Genomic DNA, 26,610 nt, shown 5'->3' with positions numbered 1-26,610 from the left:
GAGTTAACCAGGCTTCTAATTTTTCAAAGGAGCTTCATTAGGATACAAATATATTGCATACTCCAATACATGTAGAACTTCTTTTTGTTGATTACTTATATTTAGAAATTTTGCGAATTTTAGGATGTCCAGGAATAAGTTCTGGATAATATTTAAATAATAATTTTAAATATTATAGATGCTTACTTTGATTAACAACATTATCTTCCAAATTTTCCTTTTACAGACGCCAGTAAACTCCTCCTCTTGGTAGTAGATATTCTGACTCATGCACTGCTTTACCGAGATTATCGCGATTTATTTTATTATTAATAATAATGACAATCTTTCTTGATTATTTATCATCTCAGTTTTATTAAGCTCTGATTCTTTTGAATATAAATTAGAATTATCATTTATTAAAGACACTACATTATCTTTATTGATTTTTACTAAGTTAGTAAGAGAATATTCTAATTTAGGAAGCTTTTTTCCATAAGGATTGTTGGTAACTTGATTATTTATAGACTGTACCTAGTAGGATAAGTCGTAAGTTTAATATTACTTTTTACTATTGTTTAAAAAATTCTTTCTTGATTCTAATAATATATTTTTTATCTAAGATAGAATTTCCCTTATTATGGAGACTTTTTCAATATAGTACTACTTGAATAAAATAAAGTTAGCAAAAACTAACTCCATAACAATAAATAATATTCTAGTCTCATAAAATAGCTATTTATTATGTATAGTTACCGATTAAGTTTAACAAATAATATGCTAACTCATATTTATCCTCGTATACATTACATAAATTTTTTCGTTACTACAATTTACTATATATTATTAACCTTAAAATCTACATTACTCTTTTTTTATTAAATATTAATTTTCAGAAAACAATATCTATAATACAATTACATTAGTTTAAGTTAAATATTAAAAGTAAAATACAACCTAAAACTAATAATAAGATTACTAGAGACCTAGTTATTAATATTATTAAACTATTGTTTTAAAACAGCAATATATTGATCTTCTATTAAGAATGTTCCTTGAGTAAATTTTACACCCCAGTATCCTCCAGGACGAATATCTATAATTACTCCCTGATCTCCAATCTCTAAAATATCAGAAGGTCGTAACATTGGCATAGGATCAGCAGTCTTAAGGTAAGGAGGTCGATTTTGAAGGAAAACTTTACTACCAATAGAAAGTTTTGGCTTATTCATAAAGAATATAATGTATTTAACTAATTTTTATTATAGATAACAATCTATCTTTTTAGCCTTACTTTCTACTATTTCTAGCAGCATGTATTAAATCAAGCTTAAGTACTTAATATTTTTTAGTAAGTTTTCCAAATATTTTGATGATAGCTTTTAGTATTCATATAATAATCAGGATTTAAATCATGAGAATATATGTTTTCATTTAAAGAATCAATACGAAATTTACACATTTCGCAATTCATATTGACTTGATCCTTTTGGGTTTCTAATTCTCGTTCTCTCAATATTTTCAGCAATTGATTATGTATACCGATTTCTGGAAGACAAACAATTTCAGTATGATTATGTAACTCTTGTTGTTTAATTGTAATTTGGAAGATTTTTTTGATTAATGCTCCAGTAAATAGAAAATGGGGCAAAACAATAATACGTTTCGGTTGATAGGAGTAGACTTTCCTAAAACTTTCTTCAAGACGTGGATAAGTAATACCTATAAAAGCGACTTCTACTGCTTGATAACCACTTCCTTCCCATAAAAGTCGAGCAATTTTATAGGCATCTCCATTAGCATCTGGATCGCTAGAACCTCTACCAACAAATAATAATACTGTTTCAGAACGTTTAACTTTATTAGGATTAACTTTAGAACTGTCTAAGATAGCTAATCGATCTACCCATAGTTTTAGAAGATTTGGTGTAATACCAAAATGTTTTCCATAGAAAAAATTCAACTGAGGATATTTTTTTTTGGCTTGATCAAGTTCGTTGGTAATATCAAATTTATTGTGACGAGCAGCAAACAATAAAATAGGCAAAACAGAAATGTTTGTAAAACCTCGTGATATACATAGCTTTATACTTTCGCCAATATATGGTTCCGTCAATTCAAGAAAGCATGGAATTATAGGACGAGAATAATCTAAAGCTTGATATACAGAAGCAAATTCAAGGAAAGTTTTTTGCCCACCAATATCCCTAGTACCATGACCAATCATTAGAAGAGGGCGTAATAAAGGCAAAGGAGGCAAGTCAATAGATTTTAGGGGATTAGAATTATCTAGCTTTACAATAGACATTAATTTTTCATTAACCTTTAAATTTTACAGTTCTCTACCCGAAAATAGCTCAAATAAAATTTGATTGTAGCTATATTTCACTATTACAATGATTAAGTTTCTATTTTAGTAAAACATTTAGATATTATAAGAAGTAAACCTTAATATTTTAAGATATCTTGGTTATTATAATTATTTGAATGAAGTTTTTTAAAATGGTGTTAATAACATTGTACATGAACTAATCAAAGATTAAAAAAATCCAGGATTTTGACAAATAAATCATTTAATTAATTGGATCTTCACTGTAGGGTAGAAGGTTATCGTTTTCGCCAAATAACATCAGCCATTTTTGCGAGGTTTTTTATTTGTGCAACATCATGAACTCGAAGAATGTCTACACCATTTGCTATGGCACTACAACATGCTGCAGCTGTTCCAAAAATTCTTTTTTTAGGATTATTTTCTTCAAGAATCTCCCCAATAAAGCTTTTTCGAGAAACACCTAGTAATATAGGATTTTCTAAGATATGAAAACTGGATAAATGCTGTAACAACTCTATATTTTGTTTAGAATTTTTTGCAAAACCGATCCCTGGATCGATTATTAAATAACTCTTATCGATTCCTGCCTTAACAGCTATTGTAATTTTTTGGTTTAACCACTCTATAATTTCCTGTACAAGGTTATTGTAATTTAACCTTGTACGCATTGTTTCAGGAGTTCCTCTTATATGCATGATAACCATAGGTATTCTAAGAGTAGATACAGTAGAAAACATTTTATTGTCAAAACTTCCTCCTGAAATATCATTGACAATGTCAGCTCCTTCCTTAATAGCTTCTATTACAACCTCTGAATTCGTAGTATCAATAGAAATAGGTATTGAACTTTCTCTTCGTAGTGCTCTAATAATTGGAATTACTCTTTGTAGTTCTTCTTTCGTAGTAATTTTGTGAGCTCCGGGACGAGTTGATTGGCCTCCAATATCAACAATATCAACACCTTCATTTATCATTTTTTTAGCATGATACAAGGCTATCTCTGTTTTCAAGAAATCACCACCATCACTAAAGCTGTCAGGAGTGACATTAAGTATACCCATTAAGTAAGTACTTTTTCCCCATTCAAAAGTATAATCTCGAATGGTTAGATATCGCATAGTCTTAATTTACTTAGTGTAAAGCTATTGCTCATAATGAATTTTTTTTTAATCTATTGATAATTTATAATCTCCGAAAAACTAACATGATTTAAACTTGCACCTCCAACTAAAACTCCATCGATATTTGGTTGAGACATTATTGCACCAATATTTTTAGGGGTAACAGAACCACCATATTGAATGCTAATATTTTTATTTAACACCTGTTCTCGAATAATGCCAGTTATGCGATTAGCTTCTGAAACATCACAGGTCTCTCCTGTCCCAATGGCCCATATAGGTTCATAAGCAATAACTAAATTTTCTTGATCTACATTAATTAAACCTTGTTTTAATTGATTAATAATAACTTCTTCTGCTTTTCCAGCATCTCTTTGCTGTTTAGTTTCTCCAATACAAAGAATTGGTTTTATTCCATGGTATTGAGCTGCAATAACTCGTGAATTAACAGTTTTATCTGTTTCTCCAAAATACTGACGGCGTTCACTATGGCCAACTATCACATAACTTACATTGGACTCTACTAACATTAATCCAGAAATTTCTCCTGTGTAAGCTCCTTTCTCAGCCCAATGTATATTTTGTGCTCCTAAGCAAATATCCTCTCCATGTAAGTTTTTTGACAAGAGACTTAATAGGGTAAATGGAACACAAAGAACAATTTCTGTTCCATTTATTTTGTTAAATTTTAATGCTGAGAAAAACTCTAGAGCTTCTGCCTGAGTTTTATGCATCTTCCAATTACCTGCAACAATTTTTTTTCTCACAGTTATACTTGATGATAAATACTAATGTGGCTGTATAAATTTTAGTTTAATCTGAATAGGGTATTTATGACCAGTTGTCTTAATAGGAAACATAGAAAGTATACCGAGTAAATTAAAATAAATTTATAAGAAATATTTACATTAAATTATCTTACATCAGATTATTTTAAAAGGGCAATTTTTAAATAGATACACCTTAACACTAGAGGTTACGACAAAAGAAAAGCTATCTAACCTGGCCTGTATTTTCTAACATAGATTTAACCATCTATGTTGTTCTCAAGCTTTCAGTTTGATGAAAATAAAAAGTTAGAGTTAAAAAGTTTAATTACATAAAATTAAGAAAAGACTCTTTTTCTTACTTCCGATAATTTGACAATGTTACAAAGAGAAACTAGCGGCTTTAGCTACAAGAACACTTTAATTTATATCTATTGTTAACTTAAAATTAAGGGCATCTGATTTAGCATAATGCTCAAGATAAATATTGAAACAAATTTTTGACTCACCTATCAAATAAAATTATGAAAAGTATTATTAGCAAGTAAAACAATACATCTAATTTTATTGATATCTAATTTTAGATCTTAATAGAATTAGATATCAATACAGTTTTTTTTTGCTCAAGTATAGGACGTTTTCACTAATCTTATATCCAAAAAAATAATAGTACTTTTCTTGTTATTTTTACTCAATAACTTTTCTTGCCAAGTGTATTATTTAAGAAAAATTCTTCATTAAAAAAAACGAGAAGATTTTTTAAAAAACAATTATAGTGACGAAAGTACTATAGTTGATTATGTTACTAAAATTACCATAGCAAAATTTATGAGTCAGGATATTAAGAGATAAATGTACTATAGACAATTTTACTTGAGATGAAACAATTAAAAAATCCGAATTTCTTATGGTCTGAATATTTACTGAAAGCTGGCATAATTTTTTTACCTATATCTGCAGATTTAGGGGCTATATTTTTAAGCTTATTAATATTAAATCTGTGGAAACAAAAATATAAAAGTATAATTTACGAACCTCTTAACTGGAGCTTTGGAATACTATTTATTTGGTTAATTTTTATTTCTACAATAGCAATTTATCCAATTTTAAGTTTCGAAGGATTAGCTAATTTTATTCCTTCCATTTTGATGGTAGTATCTTTTCCATTTTTATTAAATAGCTATAATAGATTATACAACCTTGCCTGGTGGTTAGTACTAGTTTCTCTTCCAATTTGCTTTTTAGGCTTTATGCAGTTATTTTATGGCTGGGAAACTCCATTTCTCCTTAAAAGAGTAGGTATTCAGTTAATTGCATATGGACGTCCTGAAGGAAGAGTATCTTCTTTTTTAATGTATGCAAATACTCTAGCTTTTTATTTAGTAACTACTTTTACATTATCGATAGGTCTGTGGATTTATCATTATCAAAGTTGGAAAATCTTAAGTAATTATCAAACCAAGTTACAATTAGCAACTCTTTCAGTTGCTGTTTTTATCAATGGTTTTGGAATAGTATTAACTCATTCCCGTAGCGCATGGGGTCTTGCACTATTAAGCTTAACTGCTTTCATAGCATATTTAGAATTGTACTGGTTTCTTTCTTTCATAGTACTATTAGTCTTTTTGATCGCATGGGCAGCCTGGCTTCCCTTTTATCAAAATATTATACGTGGGATTATTCCCGATTATTTCTGGGCTAGATTAACAGATGAATTATATGATGACCGTCATATAACTGCTTTGAGGACAACTCAATGGAGTGTCGCATGGCAAATGATGTTAAGCCGTCCCTTCTGGGGATGGGGACTTCGTAATTTTACTCCTATATATCAACAGAAAATAAATGTCTGGATGGGACATCCCCACAATTTATTTTTAATGCTATTATCAGAGATTGGAATTTTTGGAACTTCACTATTAAGTATAATTGTAGCTACTATTCTAGGAAAAGCTACTATGATTTTAATCAAAACAAAACAAATCTATAGTAACTATATATCTCTAGATACAAGTATCGATACTAAAAATCTACTTTTATTTACTTATCTAAATGCATTTATTCTATGTACTATTTTCAATTTATTTGATGTGAGTATCTTTGATTTAAAGATCAATGTAATTGGATGGTTGTTGCTATCATCAATTATAGGAGTTACATATCAGAATAAAAGTTCTAACTAGTCAAGTAAGACCTTTACTCTGATATGTAACTCCTATAATTGATGATAGTTTTTATTAAGTTTAAAAATTATTAGATAAATATACTTGATATTAAATTGTATTTTTAATAAAACAAGAAAAACTTAAATGTGATTAACTACATATAAGACAAAATTTATATGTAAAGAAAGACAAAATGAAAGCATTGATTAGTGGCTACTATGGACAGGGAAATGCTGGTGACGAAGCATTATTGATGTCCTTATTACAAATGTTACCTTCAAAAATTGAACCAATTGTTATTTCTGCCAATCCAAAAAAAACTCAACAAAATTATAATGTGAGAACTTGTCCCCATCGAGACATTTTTTCACTTTTGAAGGCTCTAAAATATTCTGATATTTTTATCTGGGGTGGAGGAAGTTTAATACAAGATAGTACAAGTTTTGCCAGTCCAATATATTACTTAGGGTTAATGAGCCTAGCACAAATAAGAGGATTAAAAACTATAGCCTGGGGACAGGGAATAGGGCCTTTAAATTATAAATTTACACGCTGGATAACTCAAAAAATATTAGCTAAGTGTACTGCAGTTAGCGTTAGAGATCATAAGTCTGCTGAATTACTATCGACATGGAATATCAACTATTCTATTGCTCCTGATCCAGTTTGGACGTTAAACTCTAAAAATACATCAGACTTACCAAAGACTTCACAACTAAAAGTTGCTGTTAATTTGCGTAATCATCCATCATTAACTCTCCAAAGATTGAAAACGTTGACTAATGCATTAGTAGATTTTCAAAAAATTACTAATGTGTATATATTACTAGTTCCATTTCAAGCTTCTCAAGATCTTGCAATTGCACATTTTATTTCCAAACAATTATTAAAGCCTCATGAGATTATTCAATTAGATGATCCACAAAGATTAAAAGGATTATTTAAAAATATCAATATGACTATAGGAATGAGATTACATTGTTTAATTATGGCTGCTTCAGAAAAATCGCGATGTTTTGCTTTAAGCTATGATCCTAAAGTTAAGTATTTAATGGAGGAAATAAATATTCCCGGATGGGAACTTAATCAGTTACCTAACAATTCAGATACAATAAAACATGCATGGCTAGAGTATTTTTTTAATAGTATGCAACCGATTGATAGTTCAATAAAAGATTTAAAAGAACGTGCTATGCTGCATAAGGAAATACTTAATCAGGTAATTTCATAATATGTTTAATTTCATAACTACACTGTATATAATTTGACTGACTGACTACTTAATTATTTAGTTTATCTCTATAAAGAATTTTATAAGTTGCAATTAAATCGCTGCCCACCAAAAAAATACTTTTTATTTCCTAGTTAATTAACTATATTCTAAAAATTAAGAAAAAAGAGGGCAAAAATTTGACCCCCTTGTTAGATAATTAAAAGTAATATTTAAAATCTAGTAAACTTCAACATGCCAACGATGCTCTTTTTTCAGTTGTTTGACAAAAGTGCCCCACTCTACACCATTTTGTAAAGCATAGGGACTTAATCCTTCCTCAATACCACTTTCCATTCCTTTAAGACCACACATATAGAGATGTGTCTTTGGATCTTGCAATAAGTTCCATAATCTCTCTGCTTGTTCAGCTACTCGATGTTGAATATACATGCGTCCACCTTCAGCATTTTGTTGCTCTCGGCTGATAGCATAAGTTAACTCAAAACTATTAGGATTATCGGCTTGAATTTTCTCTAAATCTTCCTTATAAAGAATGTTAGCTGAATAAGGAATACCAAAGATTAACCAAGAAAAACCCTTGAATTTATAATCTGTATGTTGTTCTTTGAACATACGCCATAGAAAAGAACGGAAAGGTGCTATACCTGTACCTGTTGCCAACATAACAATATTGGCGTCTTCATCATCAGGAAGTAACATTTCTTGACCAACTGGCCCACATATAGCTACTTCTGCACCAACTTCAAGATTACATAGAAAACTAGAACATACTCCATAAACTGTTTCATTAGTTTCGGGGTGCTGATACTCTAATTGACGAATACATAAAGAAATAGTTTTATCATCATTTTTATCTCCATGACGAGTAGACGCTATAGAGTATAGTCTTAGCTTATGAGGTTTTCCTTTTTTCTCATCAACCCCAGGAGGGATAATTCCAATGCTTTGTCCTTCCAGATAATGAAGATCACCAGCAGATAAGTCAAATGTTAAATGCTGAACAATTCCACTACCTCCTTCACTAACCAAAGAATAATTTTCCAAACACTTACCAATGTATGGACTCTGAGGGCGATAAATATTAACAGGAACTTTTGTTTTTGCGCTCATAGGTTTAGTTTTTTATTTACGTGTTTACAGAGGTTAAATAACCTTTACTCCACTGCAGTAGTTGGAGACAGATTTCACAGTATGTAAGTACCGATTGACTTAGTTTTCATAATGCAATGCAATTACATTATTTCTGTGAACTTAAATACATACACTAAAATGATGTCAATTTTGTAATCATCATTATAAATATGCATCTAACAACTTTATTTACTTATCGACTTAAAGTTATTACTAAGTCTAAAAAGTAAATTTATTTTTCTTAACCCACAATTTATATCATAATCTTTCTATCTACATTAGTATCAACTAAAAGTTAGAAAAATATAGCTATAAATCAAATGAGTAACAAATTTAATTTAATGCATTAATTTAGATTAGCTTAGTATCAGATGAAAGTCTGTTAAGCTTACATAATCTTTCGTTTTTGAGAAAATATTTCTATTTTCTAATTTTATTAAGAGTACTTACGTATTTTTTATATTGCTCTTTAAATAGTATAAACATGCTTATTAATTTATTATTAGTTAATAGAATTTAATTGAATATTTCTTAGTCTAAACTTTTGAGCAAGAAATATTGTTCATTTGATATTTATTAATAAATTTTAAAAGTATTTCTAGTCAAAATAATATACTAATTTTTATTAGCATTTGTTATAGTGAAGTGCTACTTAGATAGCAACCAAAATTTTTATAATTGAAATTCTGACAATCTAAATATTTTCAACATATAAAGCTTTATCTATCATCATAAAAGTAAAAATGTTAATTCAAGAACTGGTATAGCATAGTAATCTGTATGATAACTATGTCTAGATAAAAGAACAGTGCTAGAGTTACACTTATACCTTGGTGAACTACTGTTATTTTAATATTATTTGCTTCAATACATTCTGAATAGTAAATTAAAGATATTACTTTACTATTGTCTATCTATATTTTGCCAAGCTTTTTTTAGGTATTGCACTCAAATTATCATGATAATATGATTACAACGTTTTTATTTTTGTGTGCCGAGTAAAAAAATTATTACTTCTAATTAGAGATATCACTAAAGAGTGAAACTGATCTTGATAATATAAGAATTTTAGTAGTCTTCTTTTAAGTTTACATGATTTGATTATCTTTATATAAATATAATTAATGCTTATATTTTATTAAAATTTATATGTTGCATGATTCAGTTATATAATCTTTTAGAAAAACTATATTTTATATATGTCATAGAAATTTATAGTGATTTTTTGCATGGAAATAAATATTAACTTACTCTTAGAATATGTTTACTAATTTATAAAAAAAATATTTTTAATAAGCACATAGTCCTAATAAGTCAACAAATCGTTTTTTTTACATAATTAAATGCAAACCTTATTTATTACAGGAACAGTCCCAAATTCTGGAAAAACTCTACTAACAAAAATTTTAGCTATTTATAGGCAGACCTATTTTTCTGAAAAATCTTTAGGTATTATAGAACTAATACAGAAAGAAAAACATGAAAACAAACTACTAGAGAGTTTTCTTTCTAATTCATCAAGTAATACAAAAATTGTTAATTGTCAACTACCTGATTTTGAAACTCTTATGAGTTTGAATGATTTATGCTCTAATCTTTTGGGTGAATTATGGGAAAAATTAAGTTCTTTACAGAAAGAATTAGATTTCGTCTTAGTCGAAGGAGCAAATAGTTTAGGTTCTCCTATTACGAAAGAACTATTAATATCTGATATTGTTGGAATATGGTATCTACCCACTATTTTAATAGTGTCAGTAGAATCAGGTGCGCTTAACCAAGTAGTAGCTAATATTGCATTGGCAGTGAAGAATAAAGTGAATGTGAAAGGAATAATATTAAATTGTATATGTCCTCTTGCTCAAGAAAAAATTTCTAATCTAGTACCAGTTAATCTTGTTCAATCTCTAACACATATTCCAGTTTTAGGGATATTGCCTTATATAAAAGATACAGAAGATACTAAAGAATTACTCAATGCTGCTTCTGAAATTGATTTAGAATTTCTATTCTATTAAAATCAGATTATTATTTAAAATCAAAGTAATAATCTATTTTTTTACCTAATCTATTTATTTTTTATAAATAAAATATTGGATTTATTCAACTTTTATCATGATCTAGAATATCTATAGTCTTTGTTATGATAACCTAAAAATGCTAGCCTTTTTAGAACATTAATAATTTAAATGATTCCTCTTAATAAAAAAATAATTCAAGATTTTAGCTATGCACTGGTTACATCATTTGGTGAAGAATTGAAAACTACTGATCCTCAAGTATCAGTAGCTAAAGATTCTAGATATGCAGATTACCAAGTAAATATTGCTCTTTCATTATCTAAAAAATTAAAAAAAAAACCAAAAGAGATCGCTCAAATAATTATTGAAAATTTACCTAAAAGCCAAGTATATGATATTCCTTCTATAGGTGGTCCTGGCTTTATTAATTTAAGAATTAATAAAGGTTATTTGGAGAATCAACTTAAATTATTATATGAAGATGAAAGACTAGGAATTGTGAAAACTAACAATTCCTTAAAAATAATTGTTGATTTTTCTAGTCCAAATATAGCTAAGGAGATGCATGTTGGTCATCTTAGATCTACTATTATCGGTGATTCTCTTGCCCGTACTCTAGAATTCATAGGTCATGATGTTTTGAGATTAAATCATGTGGGAGATTGGGGAACGCAGTTTGGAATGCTTATTTCTTATCTAAAAGAAGTATTTCCTGATGCCTTATGTGAAGCGAATGCCCTGCAAATTAAAGATTTAGTCAATTTCTATAAACAAGCAAAAAAACGTTTTGATGAAGATTCTCAATTTCAAAAAATATCTAGAGAAGCAGTAGTTAAATTACAGTTAGGTGATAAAGAGCATCGTAGGGCATGGAAATTATTATGTGAACAGTCTCGCCAAGAGTTTCAATTTATTTATGATATGTTAAAAGTTCGACTGATTGAAAGAGGAGAATCTTTTTATAATCCATTCTTAGAAGAAACTATTAATAATTTAGATAGACAAAAAATTTTAGAAGTCAATGATGGAGCTAAATGTGTTTTCCTAGAAGGATTTACGAATAAATATGGTAATCCTCTTCCCTTAATTGTTCAAAAATCTGACGATGGTTACAATTATGCTACTACAGACTTAGCTGCTTTGAAATATAGAATTGATATAGATAAAGCTAAACGTATTATTTATATAACTGATGCAGGACAATCTAATCATTTTGCACAAGTTTTTCAGGTTGCTAAAAAAGCTAGTTTTTTATCAGAAGAGACTAATGTGTTACATGTTCCTTTCGGTCTCGTTAAAGGAGAAGATGGAAAAAAATTAAAAACTCGTTCAGGCGAAACTATTAAGCTTAGAGACTTATTGGATAAAGCGGTATATTATGCCCGTGAAAACTTAGAACATCGGTTACAGACAGAAAGTCGACAGGAGTCTCAAGAATTTATCGACAATGTAGCTAATGTAGTAGGTATTGGTGCTGTGAAATATGCTGATCTTAGCCAAAATCGAAATAGTGATTATGTATTTAGTTATGACAAGATGCTTTCATTGCAGGGTAATACTGCCCCTTATATGCTTTACGCCTATGCTAGGATTAAAAGTATTTTAAGAGAAGAAGATATAGATTATGCTATCTTAGAAAAAAGTAATAAAATTATTTTGCAGGACGAAACAGAAATAGATTTAGCTAAGTATTTATTACAACTAAATGAAGTAATTGAAATAGTTGAGAATACGCTTCTTCCTAACCGTCTTTGTGAATACTTATATGAATTAAGCAAAAGATTCAACCGTTTTTATGAAAATTGTCCAGTATTAAAATCAGTAGATTCTGTTAAAATTTCTCGATTAATACTATGTAATCTGACAGCTAGGACTCTTAATTTAGGTCTTTCTTTATTGGGAATTGATGTATTAGAAAGAATGTAGATTATCCTTTCTTATAAATTATTTATCGAAAAATCTACATAAATAAGAAAAAATGTAAATTTCAGTTATCAAAAATGTTATAAAACTTAGGATTAACTATTGGTAAGCATTACTTATTATTGGTTTAATTTTTAAAATCTAGTTAAACATATAATATCATCTTCTAAAAATACTTAATAAAATGTATTTTATTTAAATTAGTATTCGTAAATCTATTACAAGTGCTAATTCTGAATGAAGTTAAACTTATTTTGAATATTTTTTTAAAAGTTTAAAAATAACTAAACCGTTAATAACTTTGTTTTTATTATTAAGTAATGTAAAGTAATCATTAACTGAATCTAAAGGATTAGCAAAGTTTTTTGAAAATAAATGCATAAATCATAAACTCTTCAGTAAGATTTGAACTAGTTTGGCTGTATAACAAAAATTTTGTGTGGTGGAGTTTATACTTTATAAATCACAAGATTTGTTTGATTAGATAAATAAAATGTTATGACAAGAACTGTTCTAATAGAAGAAATAGACACTCAAGATAATAGCCTAAAAGTCCGAAAATGGACGAAGTTTTTTATATGGAAAATTGCCATTGCCACTCTTCTATTAATGGCAGTAGGAAGTGCAACAAGAGTTATGAATGCAGGTTTAGCTTGTCCAGATTGGCCGCTGTGTTATGGTCAGCTAATTCCTACTAGACAAATGAACTTACAAGTTTTTTTGGAATGGTTTCACCGTCTTGATGCTTCTTTGATTGGAATAAGCACTATAATCTTGTTGATGATATCTTGTTGGTTTCGCGAGCAGCTACCTAGATGGCTACCGTGGTCTGCATTACTAGCACTTGCTCTGATCTTATTTCAAGGAGTTCTAGGAGGACTTACTGTTACTAGAATGTTACGATTCGATATTGTTACTGCACATCTAGGTACTGCTTTACTTTTTTTTGGAGTATTAGTAATCATAGCGTTATCATTAAGTCCTCCTTTAGAAGCTCAGGATAATAGTAATCTACGTTGGGTTGGTTTATTAGTAACTTGTTTAGTATATGTTCAATGCCTATTGGGAGGATTAGTAGGTTCTCGTTGGGCTTTACATCAATGCTTTGAAGAATCTCAGTTATGCACTGTTATGAATAGTCACATTATTGGTGTTATACCGACAACCCTCGGAGTAATTAGCTTAGTTCTTATGGCTTGGCGAACTTCAAATCTTCACCCTTCTTTAAAAAAACTTGTTTGGCTTGCTGGAGGAATAGTGATGTGTCAAATTCTCCTAGGAACTGCGACATTCTATTTACATTTACAGGTGGAACCTTTAACCATAGCTCACCATACTGTCGGCGTTATGTTATTTGGGACTTTAGTAGCTCTAACAACTTTAGCAATGCGTAGTGTTCCGAGAGAAACCTAATTTTCTCTCGATAACTCATAAATTATAAATTAATAGAATATGGTGTGAATTCATGATTGGGACTGACGTTGTTTACCGTAACGAAAACTTTTTACAAGTTATCAAAAGTTATTATCAGTTAACTAAACCTAGGATTATTCCTTTGTTACTTATTACCACTGCTGCATCAATGTGGATTGCTTCTAATGGTGAAGTTAATTCTTTTAAATTATTTATAACTTTATTTGGAGGAACCCTTGCAGCTGCCTCAGCTCAAGTAATGAATTGCATCTATGATCGAGATATCGATTATGAAATGCTGAGAACTAGAACTCGTCCTATTCCATCAGGTCGTGTTAGATCTCGCCATGCTTTAGTTTTTGCTTTTATATTAGGATTTTTATCTTTTAGTCTTTTCGTTGCCTATATTAATCTTCTTAGTGGATTATTAGCTATGTCTGGCATAGTATTTTACATGCTAGTTTATACTCATTTTCTTAAACGTAATAGTTCACAAAATATTGTTATCGGTGGTGCAGCAGGTTCTATCCCTCCTCTTGTAGGTTGGGCAGCAGTTACAGGAGATTTGAGTTGGGCACCTTGGATATTATTTACTATAATTTTTTTGTGGACGCCTCCTCATTTTTGGGCGCTAGCACTTATGCTTAAAGATGATTATGCTCAAGTCGATGTTCCTATGATGCCGGTAGTAGAGGGAGAAGAATCAACAGTACATCAAATTTGGTTATATACTTTATTAGTAATACCATGTACTTTTTTATTAGTATATCCAACTAAAACTTTAGGCTTGTTATATGGTATATCTGCAGTTATTCTAGGGGCTATATTTGCTCAAAAAACCTGGCTGTTAAAACAAAATCCTTTAGATAAAAGTTTGGCACGATCATTATTTAAATTTTCTATTTTATATTTAATGTTGCTATGTACAGCTATGGTGTTTGATAGTCTTCCCATAACCCATAAAATAATAACAATGTTAGGAAGTAATCTTAGTACTTTTGCAAATTACATATGGTTTTAAGGCTAAATGAGATGGTGGAGTGATAACTCCTTCACTCTCTCACTTTAGTAAACTTGAGTAAATAAGAATACTAATATATTTTGTAAGAATATTCATTATAAATCTCATACTAGAAATAGTTGAATTATAGATTTAAAGAGTGTAGAGCCATTTTAACTATGGTGTAGTATGGCTGATGTGTGACATCAATTGTTTTAATTTTTTCATAACCATTTTCTAGCAATCCCTCTCTTTTGCCTTTATCAATGGATAAAGTTTTTCCTTGCAAATTTTTAATCTTTAATTTGTTGCCTTTTATAGAACAAATATATTGCTTACCATTGAACTCAAATGTACTTTGAAATTCCTTATTCATAGATGAAGGAATACGTATTCCTACAATTTCTAACTGAATATTGTTTTTACCATTCCAAAAATTTTTAGATAATTTGTAGGCTATGTCTAATTGTTTTGGTAAAGGATAATACGATCCAAAACGCCAAGCTACAGCCTCAATTTGTTGACCATCATTTTGAGCTAACAATATTTTGAGATGATTATCTCCTATAACTTTTTGTTTCAATATTATTATATTGGGTGTCCAAAATATAGGAATAGCATTTCCAATACCCCAAGGTTGAAGAGAATCGAGCGTTTCATATAAGTTATTATCTATATCTTTAAAGTTAATCGCACTATCAATTTTAATTAAAGGCTTAATATGATGTAACTGAAGATATTGATGAGCAAACTCACTCAATTTTTTTTCAAAAAAGCTCAAGTTTTTTTGTTTTAAATTAAATCCACCTGCAGCTTTATGTCCTCCAAATTTATCTAATAAATCATCGCAATATTGTAAAGCATGAAAAACATCGAATTCCGGAATTCCTCTAGCTGATCCACGAATTTTGTTTATATCGTCTTCTTCATAAGTTCCGATAAAAACTGGTACTCCATAACGTTCAACTAATCGAGAAGCTACAATTCCAATTACTCCATGGTGCCATTTGTGTTGAATTACTATTAAGACTCTTTTCTCTTGATAATCTAGAGGAATATTTTCTATCAAATCTATAGCCTCTTTTTCAATTCTTTCACATAAAGATTTTCTTATCTTATTAATTTCTTCACATTCCAGTGCCTTTTCTAGTGCAACTTCTAGATTGTCAGTTGTCAACAATTCAATAGCAGTTTTTGGTTCACCAATGCGCCCTACTGCGTTAATTCTGGGTCCTAATTTAAATCCAATATCATCCGATTTTAATTGCTTTTGTTCATCACTAATCCCTGAAACTTTTATCAGAGCCTGAATACCTGGTAGTTGAGAATTAGGTAATTGTTTCAATCCTTGCTTAAGCCATCGACGATTAACCCCAGTTAAAGGAGCTAAATCTGCAATGGTACCTAATGTAAAAAGTTCTAATAAAGAAGCTATGATACCTTCTGTCTTATTTAAAGTTTGAGAAAGCGTTAAAGCTAAAACATACGCAACTCCTACCCCAGCCAATCCACTATAAGGTGATTCATTAGGTAATAATTTAGGATTTAGAATTGCATCTGCAGGTGGTAACCTTTTAGGTATATCATGATGATCTGTGATAATAACATTTAATCCTAATTCTGCAGCCCTTTTGATCGGCTCATAGGCTGTGATGCCATTATCCACCGTTAATATTAATTTGACACCATTTTTGGAAAAATCTTCTACAATTTGTTTATTAATACCATAACCATCTTTAATTCTGTTAGGAATTTTATAATAAACATCTCCCCCAAAATATTTCAAGGCCCTTAATAATAAAGAAGTACTAGTCATACCATCAGCGTCATAATCTCCACAAATTGCAATTTTATGCTTTTTCTCAATCGCTATTATTAAAAGGTTAATACTTTTATACAGATCTGGAAATTCTGCTAAAGGAGGAGGTAAAATCTCTTCATTAGGATTTAAATAAATACGAGCTAGATCTGATGTATCTACTCCCCGATTTAAAATTATCTTAATAATTAAGTTAGAGACTTGCATCTCCTTAGCTAGTAATTCAATTTTTTTAGGGTTAGGTGAAGCAATATCCCATCTTTGATTCGGTAATTTCATTACAGTCTATTCTAATAATCCTTAGGCAATTATTTTAACAACTATTTAATCATGTCAATAATTCAATGGTATCCAGGTCATATATCTAAAGCAGAGCGACAACTTAAAGAACAAATAAAAAATATTGACGTTATCTTTGAAGTCCTAGATGCAAGAATTCCAATTGCTTCACATCATCCTAATATTGATCGGTGGATTGAAGGTAAACCTAAAATTATTGTACTTAACCGAATGGATATGATACCAGAAACGTTATATAAAAAGTGGCTAAGTTGGTTTAAAGAAAAAGGAGAGACAGCTCATTTTACCAATGCTAAGCAAGGGAAAGGAATCAAATTTTTAAATCAATTAGCTCAAGAAGCCGGGAATTTAGTCAACATCAAGAGGGCTCATCGTGGCATGAAACCTAGACCAATTAGAGCAGTAGTAATTGGTTTTCCGAATGTAGGTAAATCAGCGTTAATTAATCGCCTGTTGGGACGTAAAGTAGTCATCAGTGCTAGACGTGCAGGTGTCACTCGTCAGCTTCGATGGATACGCATTTCTAAAACTATTGAACTTTTAGATGCTCCAGGAGTTATTCCAGTGAAATTAGAAAATCAAAAAGATGCTGTTAAGCTTGCAATTTGTGAAGATATTGGAGAAGCTGCTTATGATAATCAACAAGTTGCAGCTGCACTAATCGACTTTTTATTAGAATTAAATTTTGAAAACATTTTAAAGCTTCGCTATAAGATTGACCCTTTAAATATTACTGGAGAAGAGTATATTGAAAAATTAGGAAATAATTTGTATAGGGGTGACAAGGAAAGAGCCACTATACAACTGTTGAATGACTTTCGAAAAGGTATGATGGGCTGTGTTCCTTTAGAACTACCTAACAGTTAATTATTATTAATTTTTTTATCTTTAAATTTAGAAGTTTTTATTTAATAAAACTTCTAACAATACATTATAGGAACCTATAGTCGCTTATTCTTTTAAGTGAATGAAATAAACTTATCAAATTAAAGTTTTGTTCTCTTTAGAAGATCATATTGATAAGATCTTCTAAGTTATAATACCATCATGCAATTAGCGCATAAAATAACTATTAATCTAGTAATTAAAACTTTATTTTAAAGCGTTTATTAGATCTTTTAAAAATTATAATTAATTCTAATCGATAATTTTATGACCAACGAAAATATCTCTACAATTAACAATTTAGATAATAACTTTTCAAGTTCAAAATTAGCACATCAGTTTATAAATGGAACCTCGAAAGAGCAGTTTAAATTAATCCCCCAGTTAACTAGTATGGGAAATTCTGGATGGGAAATTTTAATAGACTTTTTAAAGTTATCAGATGTAAACAGTCTTGATCTTATACAAGGAGAAATCTATCGAGAACTGTATAAAGCTAAAACGCCTGAAACGGAGTTATTTATTAAAAACTATTTCCCTAATGGATTAGTATCTCTTGATTCTCAGGCTAATATTGATTATAAATTACTTAGTAAATCATTACTTGAGGAAAATTTTCAAGAAGCAGATACTTTGACTCGTCATATTTTATGGGAATTAGCTGGTGAAGGAGCTTTAGAACGTAAATGGGTTTATTTTACAGAGGTTGCAAATTTTCCTGTTATTGATCTTCATACAATAAATACTTTATGGTGGTTGTATTCTGGTGGAAAATTTGGTTTCTCTGTACAGAGAAAACTTTGGTTGTCTGTTGGAAAAGACTTTAATACATTATGGCGAAAAATTGGCTGGAAAAAAGATAATCATTGGACACAGTATCCAAAAGAATTTACTTGGAATTTAAATGCACCGATTGGTCACCTTCCTCTTCTTAACCAATTAAGAGGTGTAAGAGTTGCAAATTCTATTTTTTTACATCCTGTTTGGTCTGAAAAAAATTGGTAAGATTTTAAGAATCTATACGAAATCCATGACGCTCTTTAATTAAATATAGGGGACGCTGTTTTGTTTCTTCATAAATACGACCTAAATATTCTCCTAAAATACCTAATGTAATTAACTGTAGACCTCCTATAAAAAGAGTTGTGACCATTAAAGAAGCATACCCTGGTACATCAATCCCTAAAGCTAATGTTCTAATAATTAAAAAGCTACCATATATGAAAGATAAGAATGAGACAAAAACTCCTAGATAACTCCAAACTTTTAAGGGAATTAAACTAAAGGAAGTAATGCCGTCCAGGGCAAAATTCCATAACTGCCAATAATTCCATTTACTAGTTCCTTGGAACCGACTAGGACGATCATATACGATATAAGTTTGCTTGAAACCTACCCAAGCAAAAAGTCCTTTCATGAAGCGAGTACGTTCTGGCATAGCTTTTAAAGCATCTACTACTTTTCTGTCTAATAAGCGAAAGTCTCCTGTATCTTGGGGAATAGAAACGCTACCAATCTTACTAATAACTCTATAAAATGCGTTAGCTGTAAATCTTTTTATAAAACTTTCACCTTGTCTAGATCGTCGTTTACCATAAACGACGTCATAACCTTCATACCACTTTTGAAGTAATTTTTCAATAAGTTCAGGAGGGTCTTGCAAATCTGCATCAATAGGAATAATAACCTGTCCTCGAGCATTTTCTAATCCTGCAGTTAAAGCAATATCTTTGCCAAAATTACGAGATAAACTAATAACTTTAATTTGAGGATTAAGATAATGATAATTAATCAAATATTTTAAAGTTTGATCCTGACTACCGTCATCTACACAAATAACTTCGTAGGATAAATTAAGACGATCTAAAACTTCTAAAACTCTTGTGAAAAGGTGCTCTAAACCCTGCTCTTCATTATAACAAGGAATGATAACTGACATCTCAGTCTGGTTTGGATTAGAATGCATGGCTACTCACTAAATACCAATATTATATAAGGTTTAACAACTACTTGTATTTACTGTATATTAAATTAATTATTCGCATTAAAAAATTTATTAATTAGTAATAGCAATACATGTAAAAAAAGTCCTTATAAATAAAATCTAAAATATCTGTGCTATTTAATTTCATAGTTTAAAATAAATAAAGTATAAAGTTAGATTTATTCTGTTTATTACTAATTTGTCTCCTAATTTTACACAGAGTAAGTTTTAAAAGATTACGTTTAAAATCATATATTTATCAAATAAGAGTAACTTTGCTTTTTTTAAAAGTACTTTAAATTAAAACATTAGTTCTCTTTCAAAGATATTGGCAAAAATAAAGATTAATCGATATATCTACCATTTTTTCTTTAAAGGCTTTACCAATATTTTTTATTATTTAGCATATTAAATTTATCATAAATAAAACTTAAACTGTGTAAACTTCTACTTAGTAAGTAATATGAAAACTGGAAAAAAATTGTAACGAATGTAAAATAAATATTCAAAAACTACTTTTCCTAAAGTCTGCAGTTCCATTCATTAAATATATGTATATAAAACATCATAGTTCACGTATACATATTTACTTGTTAATTTACATAGACTAAAAAAGTAAATAACCGTTGTTTTCAAAATCTAATTTATAAGATAAGTATTAAAGAATTACTAAATGTAGAGTGCTTTATTAGTTAATATATCTATGTTGAAGTTTCTTGAATGAGATAAATCTACAGATACTAATTAAATATGTTTTTTTGTATCTTTGCTGTTAATTTAATTGTTTTTGAAGTTAACTTATCTACAATATTTGTATTTAAGCTTAATTTCTAAGTATCTTAGTATTATCTATTTAAAAAATTTGTATTTTATTTATCAATATATAAATTCTAGTTTAGAACTATGAAAAGATTAATTAAATTTCCTTTTTTGTCTTTAATTATCATTTTACTTACATATTGTTCTTTTGGTTGGTATTTAGGAAGTTCAGCTTCTGATTGGAGTTATTGGCTAGGGCAAAAAGTCAACGCTTATGGTCTGTCAATAAAAAATGAAACGTTTTTTTTATTGATACACTTAATAGCAGTCTTGATAATCCTCTTAATTATTATAGGATTATCTAATCCTGATGCCATCTTAACTGTAGTTTTTGGAAGTAGTTTTAAATCAGACAGTAAAGCTATGATAACTGTTTTCTTGTGGTCACTCATAACAGTTTTTTTATTACGTTGGATTGTAAATGTTTCTACAATATTTTTACTAATTTGTAGTACAGTTTTAGCTAAATTAGAAATGCAGAAATTTAATATTTCAAGATATCAAATCATAGTTAATTTATTTATTACCTGTTTTGGTGGATTTGGATGTGGTTTACTTAGCTATTACGAGTTTCACTAGTATCCAACTCATAACTAAATACTGATATATAGTTTAATTATAGGTTTTTAAAATTGATTTAAGATAATGCTTTAAGCAATCCTTCAAATTTTAATTGAATTTCTGCAAGCTCTTGTTCTGATTGAGATCCCTTAACAATACCAGCACCAGCGTACACTCTAGCATTATTATGAGAAATAAGAGCAGAGCGAATACCTACAATGAATTCACTATTTTTATTAGAATCAATCCAACCTAAAGGAGCTGCGTAAAGTCCACGTATAAATTGTTCATAATGCTCAATTTTTCTGCAAGTTATAGCTGTAGGAAAACCAGAAACAGCAGGAGTCGGATGTAAAGTAGCAACTATATCTATAGGATGAATATTAAGTTCTAATTTACTATAAATCGGAGTCCAGAGATGTTGTATATTAGACAATTTTAAAATTTTAAGAGGAAGAACTTTTGGACTTAGACCTATATTTAATAAACTTTTCACAATATATTTAATTACTACTTGATGCTCATATCTTTCTTTATAACTTTTTAAAAGTTTCTGGGACAGGTAATAATCTTTGTATTTATCTTTATCTCTCGAAGAAGAACCTGCTAAAGCATCAGTTATCAGTTTTTGATTTTTGATGCTGAGTAATCGTTCGGGGCTGGCTCCAATAAAACAATGATTTTTTCCATTATTAATTGCAAAAACATAACAATCTGGATAGTGGAAACGCAAATTATCTAGACAATTAGGAATAGAAAAATTCACAGAATTTTTTAAATCTAAAAAATCAGCTAATACTAACTTTTTAAATTCATTATTTTTTATAGACTTCAATATCAAATTAACAGAATTCTTGAATTTTTGAATTTTTGCTAAATTAATATCAAGGCGATCTATATCTTTTGATTTTCTTTTTTTATTTTGGTATGCCTTTAAAGATAAAATTGATTTTTTTGTAGCTAAAATATTAAAAACTGTTTGCTTTATATCTGTTTTCTTTTCAATTAATATATTGAAAGTCAAAATACTACTGTTCTTAAATTTGATTAATTGAACATAAGGTAAAAAAGCAAGGGCTGGTGGAAAAGGGTAATGAGGATCATCGATCTTTTCAAAAAAAGTGAAACTAGAGAAAATGCGAGGGGTAGATTTTATTTCTTTTTTTTCTTTTATTCTAATAATCTTTATTAAACAATCTTTAATGAAATTTTTAGATCTAAAAAACCTATCTGAGGAATCAATACAAAAGTATTGAGTTGCACCATACCCTAATATTTCTTCATTATTGACCTTATTCTCCCAATAGAAATAAATTGTATCTGATGAAGAGGGTGATTTGTTTTTGTTAGTCAAAAAATTTAAAACAGACAAGGTGTCAACTGCATTGATAACATAAGATAAGCTTATAATGACTGATTGATCATGACTTTTAAACTTTGTTTGATAAGTCTCAAATAAATTTTCGAGATAGCATGGGTTATTTATAAAGCTAGTACTATTAGGAATAAATATTGGGGTAATAGACATCGTAAATTTATTTATAATTTGTTCCACTTTTGTACAATATTAATATTAATGCCACGCCTTGAATATTAAACATATTTCGAATTACAGTTCTTCTGAAAATCATATCATAGAGATTATTCTAAATAAGAAATTTTATGAGTATAGTATCCACAAAAAAATTAACATCTAAACAAAAATTATGGCTTGCTGCAATTAAAATACCAGTATACAGTGTATCTATTATTCCGATAATTGTAGGAAGTTCGGCTGCATTCGAGAATATTTCAACATTCAATTTTAGAATTTTTACTACCTTTTTAATATCTTCTATTTTAATTATTGCTTGGATAAATGTTAGTAATGATATTTTTGATGCTGACACAGGAATTGATAAAAACAAAGCCCACTCTATTGTTAATTTGACTAAAAATAAATCTCTAATATTTTGGTTGTCTAATATATTTTTGATCCTAGGTATTGTGGGAATTATATTAATTTCTTGGTGGCAAAAAGACTTAACAGTATTATGTATAGTAACTGTCTGTTGTATTTTAGGTTATAGTTACCAAGGCCCACCTTTTCGGCTAGGATACAAAGGGCTGGGTGAAATTATATGCTTTATCACATTTGGCCCAATGGCAGTGTCAGCATCTTACTATTCTCAAGTTCAACATTTCTCCATTATAAGTTTAGCATCTGGAATTTTGATTGGAATTAGTACATCTATTATTTTATTTTGTTCTCATTTTCATCAAATAGAGGATGATTTTTCTGCAGGAAAACGATCACCAATCGTATTTCTTGGCACAGAATTAGGATCTATAGTATTAACAATAATAACTGTTCTCTTAATGTTTTTAGTATTATTATTTCCAATATTAAAAATATTATCTTTCTGGACCTTTTTAAGCTTACTTAGCTTTCCTATCGCTTATCAACTTGTATGTCATGTTTTAAAATATCACAATCAAGCTAGTAATGTAAAAAATAGCAAGTTTATAGCTATTAAATTTCACTTTTTCAATGGAATACTATTATCAGTAAGTTTAATTTTATCAAAATTAGTATAAAAGAAAATTGAATATTATGTCGGCAAAATAATGAGAATAATTCTATGACTTTTTTTAGATCAGATAGCACCTTAGAATCGTTAGGAAATGAAATTTTAGAAAGAACCTTAGTAAGATTTCCCACGCTTAATGCTGAACAGTGTTCATTTACTTGGATTCTTTATAAAAAAACAAGAACTATTAAAAATAAACAATCGGTTTTTCCGCAAAAATTTTTTAAAAATTCAATATATGGATTTAATCATCGTGGTGTTGAATCTATTTATCCAGCTAGTATTGTTAAATTATTTTATTTAGTTGCTATTCACCAATGGTTAGAAATAGGAAAAGTACACCTTTCTTCTGAGCTAAGTCGTTCTATAAATGATATGATAGTCCAATCTAGCAATGATGCAACTAGTTTAGTAATAGATAGTTTAACAAATACGAATAGTGGACCAGAATTAGTTAATAACAATTTTTTAGCTTGGAAATACAAACGAAATATTGTCAACATTTATTTTAAAGCACTAGGCTGGAAAGAATTAGAAAAAATTAATATTAATCAAAAGACTTGGTCTGATGGACCTTATGGAAGAGAGAAAGAATTTCTTGGAGACATTAAAAGAAATCAAAATATTTTAACTACTAATGCAGTTGCAAGATTGTTTCATGATATTGTTTCTGGTACAGCTGTTTCTTTAGTACGGTCATTGCAAATGATGAGCTTATTAAAAAGAACAGTCAATACTGTTTCTAGTAATGATTTAATAGAAAACCAAGTTACAGGTTTTCTTGGAGAAGGTCTTCCTAAGAATGCTGAATTATGGTCAAAAGCAGGATGGACTAGTCAAGTTCGCCACGATGCAGCATATATAAGAGTACCAGGCTTACCTTCCTTCCTTTTTGTGATGTTTATAGAGGGGAACAAAAATAGTGCAAACAAGAAAATTTTTCCTTTTGTCTCTAAATTAATAATAGAGATTCTTCATTTAAATAAAGAGTATTTTCATTATTTAAATGATAAAAAATAAGTATTATTTACTCAATTCTACACAATAACTTTTTCAAAATAATTTAAAATATTATATAGTTTGTTGAATTAACTGTATTTCTTTTAATTTTTAGTATTAACAAAAAGTTAGAAGAAATTAAAAAAACAAAACTAATCGCTGTTTTAAAATTTATTATTGTTAACATGATTTTATACTTTAAGATATTATGTCAACTTCATCATTAAAACTCGACAAATATTCTTCACTTTTCAACTATAAAAAATTTATTAAACAATTAGCTAGTGAGTCAAATTTACTTATAATTCAAGACCTCGATGGAGTTTGTATGGAATTAGTAAAGGAACCTTCAGCTAGAACTATAGATAAAAAGTATGTAGAGGCTGTACAAATATTCAAAGATCATTTTTATGTCCTAACAAATGGAGAACATATAGGAAAAAATGGAGTTAACTTCATTATAGAAAAAGCTTACCAAAATAAAATTAAATTAGTAAAAGATAAAAAATTATATTTACCAGGATTAGCAGCAGGAAGTGCACAATGGCAAGAATCTAATGGAGATGTTACTTATCCAGGCGTAAGTGAAAAAGAATTGTTTTTTTTAGCTTCAGTACCTGAATATATTCAAAAAAACTTTATAAAGTTTTTTTCTAAAAATAATTTTAATTTAAGTGAAGAGACAATAAGAAAGTCAATAAAAAAAACAGTTTTATATAACAAGGTATCTCCTACTGTTAACCTCAATATATTGTATGATCTTTTAAGTCAACAAACAGATAATTATATAAAATTACAAAAATTTACTTATCAATTAATGTATAAATTGTTGAAAAAAGCTCAACAAGAAGATTTATATAATTCTTTTTCTATACATTGCACAGCTAATTTAGGTAAAGATGAACAAGGACAAGAAATTATACAATTTGCTAAAGATAAAAGTTCTGGGACAACCGATTTTCAATTTATGCTAAAGGACGCTACAAAAGAGGCTGGAGTGTTATTAATTTTAAATAATTATATGTACAAAAAAACTGGTGATTATCCTTTAGGAAAAGATTTTAATTTTAAACAAGTACCGACAACCAGGCAAGAAATATTATCTTTGATAAGAGATCACTTTAATCCTTCTTATATTCCAACTATTATAGGTGTGGGTGATACAGTTACTAATGAAATTATAGAAAGTTGTGGTAAATTCAGTTGTGTTAGGGGAGGTAGTGATAGAAATTTTTTAGAATTAATTCAGTTAATAGGCGAAAGATTTAATAAACGCAATATTATTGCTTATGTTAATAGTAGTACCGGAGAAGTTAGGAATCATAAAGCATTAAAAATCAGCTCTCATAAAAGTAAAAACATCACTATAAATGGCATGGATAAACTTCAAGATGATCCTCTCAAATTAAATATTGTTTTTTCTAAGGGTTACCAACAATATATAAACTGTTTTAAAAAGGCATCTAGGATAAGAAAAAATTTTTTGAAAATATATAAATAATTTGTACTTTATTTAAAGACTAGGGATATTTTGCCTTCAATATTTCGTCTCTTTAATAAATTTTTTTTTCATAGCAACTGGATATATTT

The 26,610-nt window shown here is 28.9% G+C and carries 19 protein-coding genes and 1 pseudogene; 12 read left to right on the top strand and 8 right to left on the bottom strand.

What is annotated here, in order from left to right:
- Positions 1-986: 986 nt before the first annotated feature.
- The 4 genes from sipA to tpiA all read right to left on the bottom strand — a co-directional run bounded on the left by sipA (position 987) and on the right by tpiA (position 4,199).
- Positions 987-1,211 carry a regulatory protein SipA gene (gene sipA / locus LPC16_RS04135; RefSeq protein WP_040055016.1) on the bottom strand — a complete coding sequence of 75 codons (225 nt, stop codon included), beginning with the start codon at positions 1,209-1,211 and terminating at the stop codon, positions 987-989.
- Between the two features lie 116 nt (positions 1,212-1,327).
- Complete coding sequence (locus LPC16_RS04130; protein WP_040055015.1) at positions 1,328-2,287, bottom strand: sirohydrochlorin chelatase; 960 nt, start codon at positions 2,285-2,287, stop codon at positions 1,328-1,330.
- 299 nt (positions 2,288-2,586) lie between these two features.
- The gene (gene folP / locus LPC16_RS04125; protein WP_040055014.1) at positions 2,587-3,429 is read right to left on the bottom strand and encodes a dihydropteroate synthase; all 843 of its coding nucleotides are present in this window, start codon (positions 3,427-3,429) and stop codon (positions 2,587-2,589) included.
- Between the two features lie 53 nt (positions 3,430-3,482).
- The gene (tpiA, locus tag LPC16_RS04120) at positions 3,483-4,199 is read right to left on the bottom strand and encodes a triose-phosphate isomerase (protein ID WP_229636918.1); all 717 of its coding nucleotides are present in this window, start codon (positions 4,197-4,199) and stop codon (positions 3,483-3,485) included.
- Between the two features lie 878 nt (positions 4,200-5,077).
- Between tpiA and LPC16_RS04115 the strand changes: the two genes are divergently transcribed.
- Together LPC16_RS04115 and csaB are read left to right on the top strand one after the other, a co-directional pair.
- Positions 5,078-6,382, top strand: a complete 1,305-nt coding sequence (locus tag LPC16_RS04115; RefSeq protein WP_229636917.1) for an O-antigen ligase family protein — start codon at positions 5,078-5,080, stop codon at positions 6,380-6,382.
- Positions 6,383-6,557: 175 nt separating this feature from the next.
- Complete coding sequence (csaB, locus tag LPC16_RS04110) at positions 6,558-7,595, top strand: polysaccharide pyruvyl transferase CsaB (protein WP_229636916.1); 1,038 nt, start codon at positions 6,558-6,560, stop codon at positions 7,593-7,595.
- Positions 7,596-7,814: 219 nt separating this feature from the next.
- Here the strand turns inward: csaB and LPC16_RS04105 are convergent.
- Positions 7,815-8,699 (bottom strand): annotated as a pseudogene (locus LPC16_RS04105) (ferredoxin--NADP(+) reductase); the annotation flags it as partial.
- Positions 8,700-10,072: 1,373 nt separating this feature from the next.
- On the opposite strand from LPC16_RS04105, the gene bioD reads away from it, so the two are divergent.
- From bioD to LPC16_RS04085, 4 genes are all read left to right on the top strand, one after another.
- A complete protein-coding gene (gene bioD / locus LPC16_RS04100; protein ID WP_229636915.1) occupies positions 10,073-10,744 on the top strand; it encodes an ATP-dependent dethiobiotin synthetase BioD in 672 nt (223 codons plus the stop codon).
- Between the two features lie 171 nt (positions 10,745-10,915).
- Complete coding sequence (gene argS / locus LPC16_RS04095) at positions 10,916-12,673, top strand: arginine--tRNA ligase (protein WP_229636914.1); 1,758 nt, start codon at positions 10,916-10,918, stop codon at positions 12,671-12,673.
- Positions 12,674-13,168: 495 nt separating this feature from the next.
- The gene (locus LPC16_RS04090; protein WP_229636913.1) at positions 13,169-14,083 is read left to right on the top strand and encodes a COX15/CtaA family protein; all 915 of its coding nucleotides are present in this window, start codon (positions 13,169-13,171) and stop codon (positions 14,081-14,083) included.
- 52 nt (positions 14,084-14,135) lie between these two features.
- The gene (locus tag LPC16_RS04085) at positions 14,136-15,104 is read left to right on the top strand and encodes a heme o synthase (RefSeq protein ID WP_040055007.1); all 969 of its coding nucleotides are present in this window, start codon (positions 14,136-14,138) and stop codon (positions 15,102-15,104) included.
- Between the two features lie 124 nt (positions 15,105-15,228).
- Here LPC16_RS04085 and recJ read toward each other — a convergent pair whose 3' ends face one another.
- Positions 15,229-17,181 carry a single-stranded-DNA-specific exonuclease RecJ gene (recJ, locus tag LPC16_RS04080; protein ID WP_229636912.1) on the bottom strand — a complete coding sequence of 651 codons (1,953 nt, stop codon included), beginning with the start codon at positions 17,179-17,181 and terminating at the stop codon, positions 15,229-15,231.
- A 51-nt stretch (positions 17,182-17,232) separates the two neighbouring features.
- Between recJ and ylqF the strand changes: the two genes are divergently transcribed.
- Positions 17,233-18,069 (top strand): ribosome biogenesis GTPase YlqF, encoded by an 837-nt coding sequence (gene ylqF / locus LPC16_RS04075; RefSeq protein WP_040055005.1) that lies wholly within the window; start codon positions 17,233-17,235, stop codon positions 18,067-18,069.
- A 285-nt stretch (positions 18,070-18,354) separates the two neighbouring features.
- Positions 18,355-19,092 carry a GUN4 domain-containing protein gene (locus LPC16_RS04070; protein ID WP_229636911.1) on the top strand — a complete coding sequence of 246 codons (738 nt, stop codon included), beginning with the start codon at positions 18,355-18,357 and terminating at the stop codon, positions 19,090-19,092.
- Positions 19,093-19,096: 4 nt separating this feature from the next.
- Here LPC16_RS04070 and LPC16_RS04065 read toward each other — a convergent pair whose 3' ends face one another.
- A complete protein-coding gene (locus LPC16_RS04065) occupies positions 19,097-20,053 on the bottom strand; it encodes a glycosyltransferase family 2 protein (RefSeq protein ID WP_229636910.1) in 957 nt (318 codons plus the stop codon).
- Positions 20,054-20,974: 921 nt separating this feature from the next.
- Here LPC16_RS04065 and LPC16_RS04060 point away from each other — a divergent pair.
- The gene (locus LPC16_RS04060; protein ID WP_040054272.1) at positions 20,975-21,469 is read left to right on the top strand and encodes a hypothetical protein; all 495 of its coding nucleotides are present in this window, start codon (positions 20,975-20,977) and stop codon (positions 21,467-21,469) included.
- A 58-nt stretch (positions 21,470-21,527) separates the two neighbouring features.
- Here the strand turns inward: LPC16_RS04060 and LPC16_RS04055 are convergent, their stop codons facing one another.
- Complete coding sequence (locus LPC16_RS04055) at positions 21,528-22,979, bottom strand: isochorismate synthase (RefSeq protein ID WP_229636909.1); 1,452 nt, start codon at positions 22,977-22,979, stop codon at positions 21,528-21,530.
- A 134-nt stretch (positions 22,980-23,113) separates the two neighbouring features.
- Between LPC16_RS04055 and menA the strand changes: the two genes are divergently transcribed.
- The 3 genes from menA to stpA all read left to right on the top strand — a co-directional run bounded on the left by menA (position 23,114) and on the right by stpA (position 26,521).
- On the top strand, positions 23,114-24,028 hold the full coding sequence (menA, locus tag LPC16_RS04050) for a 2-carboxy-1,4-naphthoquinone phytyltransferase (RefSeq protein WP_040054270.1): 915 nt from the start codon (positions 23,114-23,116) through the stop codon (positions 24,026-24,028).
- A gap of 44 nt (positions 24,029-24,072) precedes the next feature.
- Positions 24,073-25,041, top strand: a complete 969-nt coding sequence (locus LPC16_RS04045) for a serine hydrolase (RefSeq protein WP_040054269.1) — start codon at positions 24,073-24,075, stop codon at positions 25,039-25,041.
- Positions 25,042-25,228: 187 nt separating this feature from the next.
- Positions 25,229-26,521, top strand: a complete 1,293-nt coding sequence (gene stpA / locus LPC16_RS04040) for a glucosylglycerol 3-phosphatase (protein WP_229636908.1) — start codon at positions 25,229-25,231, stop codon at positions 26,519-26,521.
- The last annotated feature ends 89 nt before the right edge of the window (positions 26,522-26,610 follow it).

Origin of the sequence: cyanobacterium endosymbiont of Braarudosphaera bigelowii (genome assembly GCF_020885515.1) — a bacterium.
GTDB lineage: Bacteria > Cyanobacteriota > Cyanobacteriia > Cyanobacteriales > Microcystaceae > Atelocyanobacterium > Atelocyanobacterium thalassa_A.
Note: the sequence above shows the minus strand (reverse complement) of the source record. Positions and strands in the feature narration are given on the sequence as shown.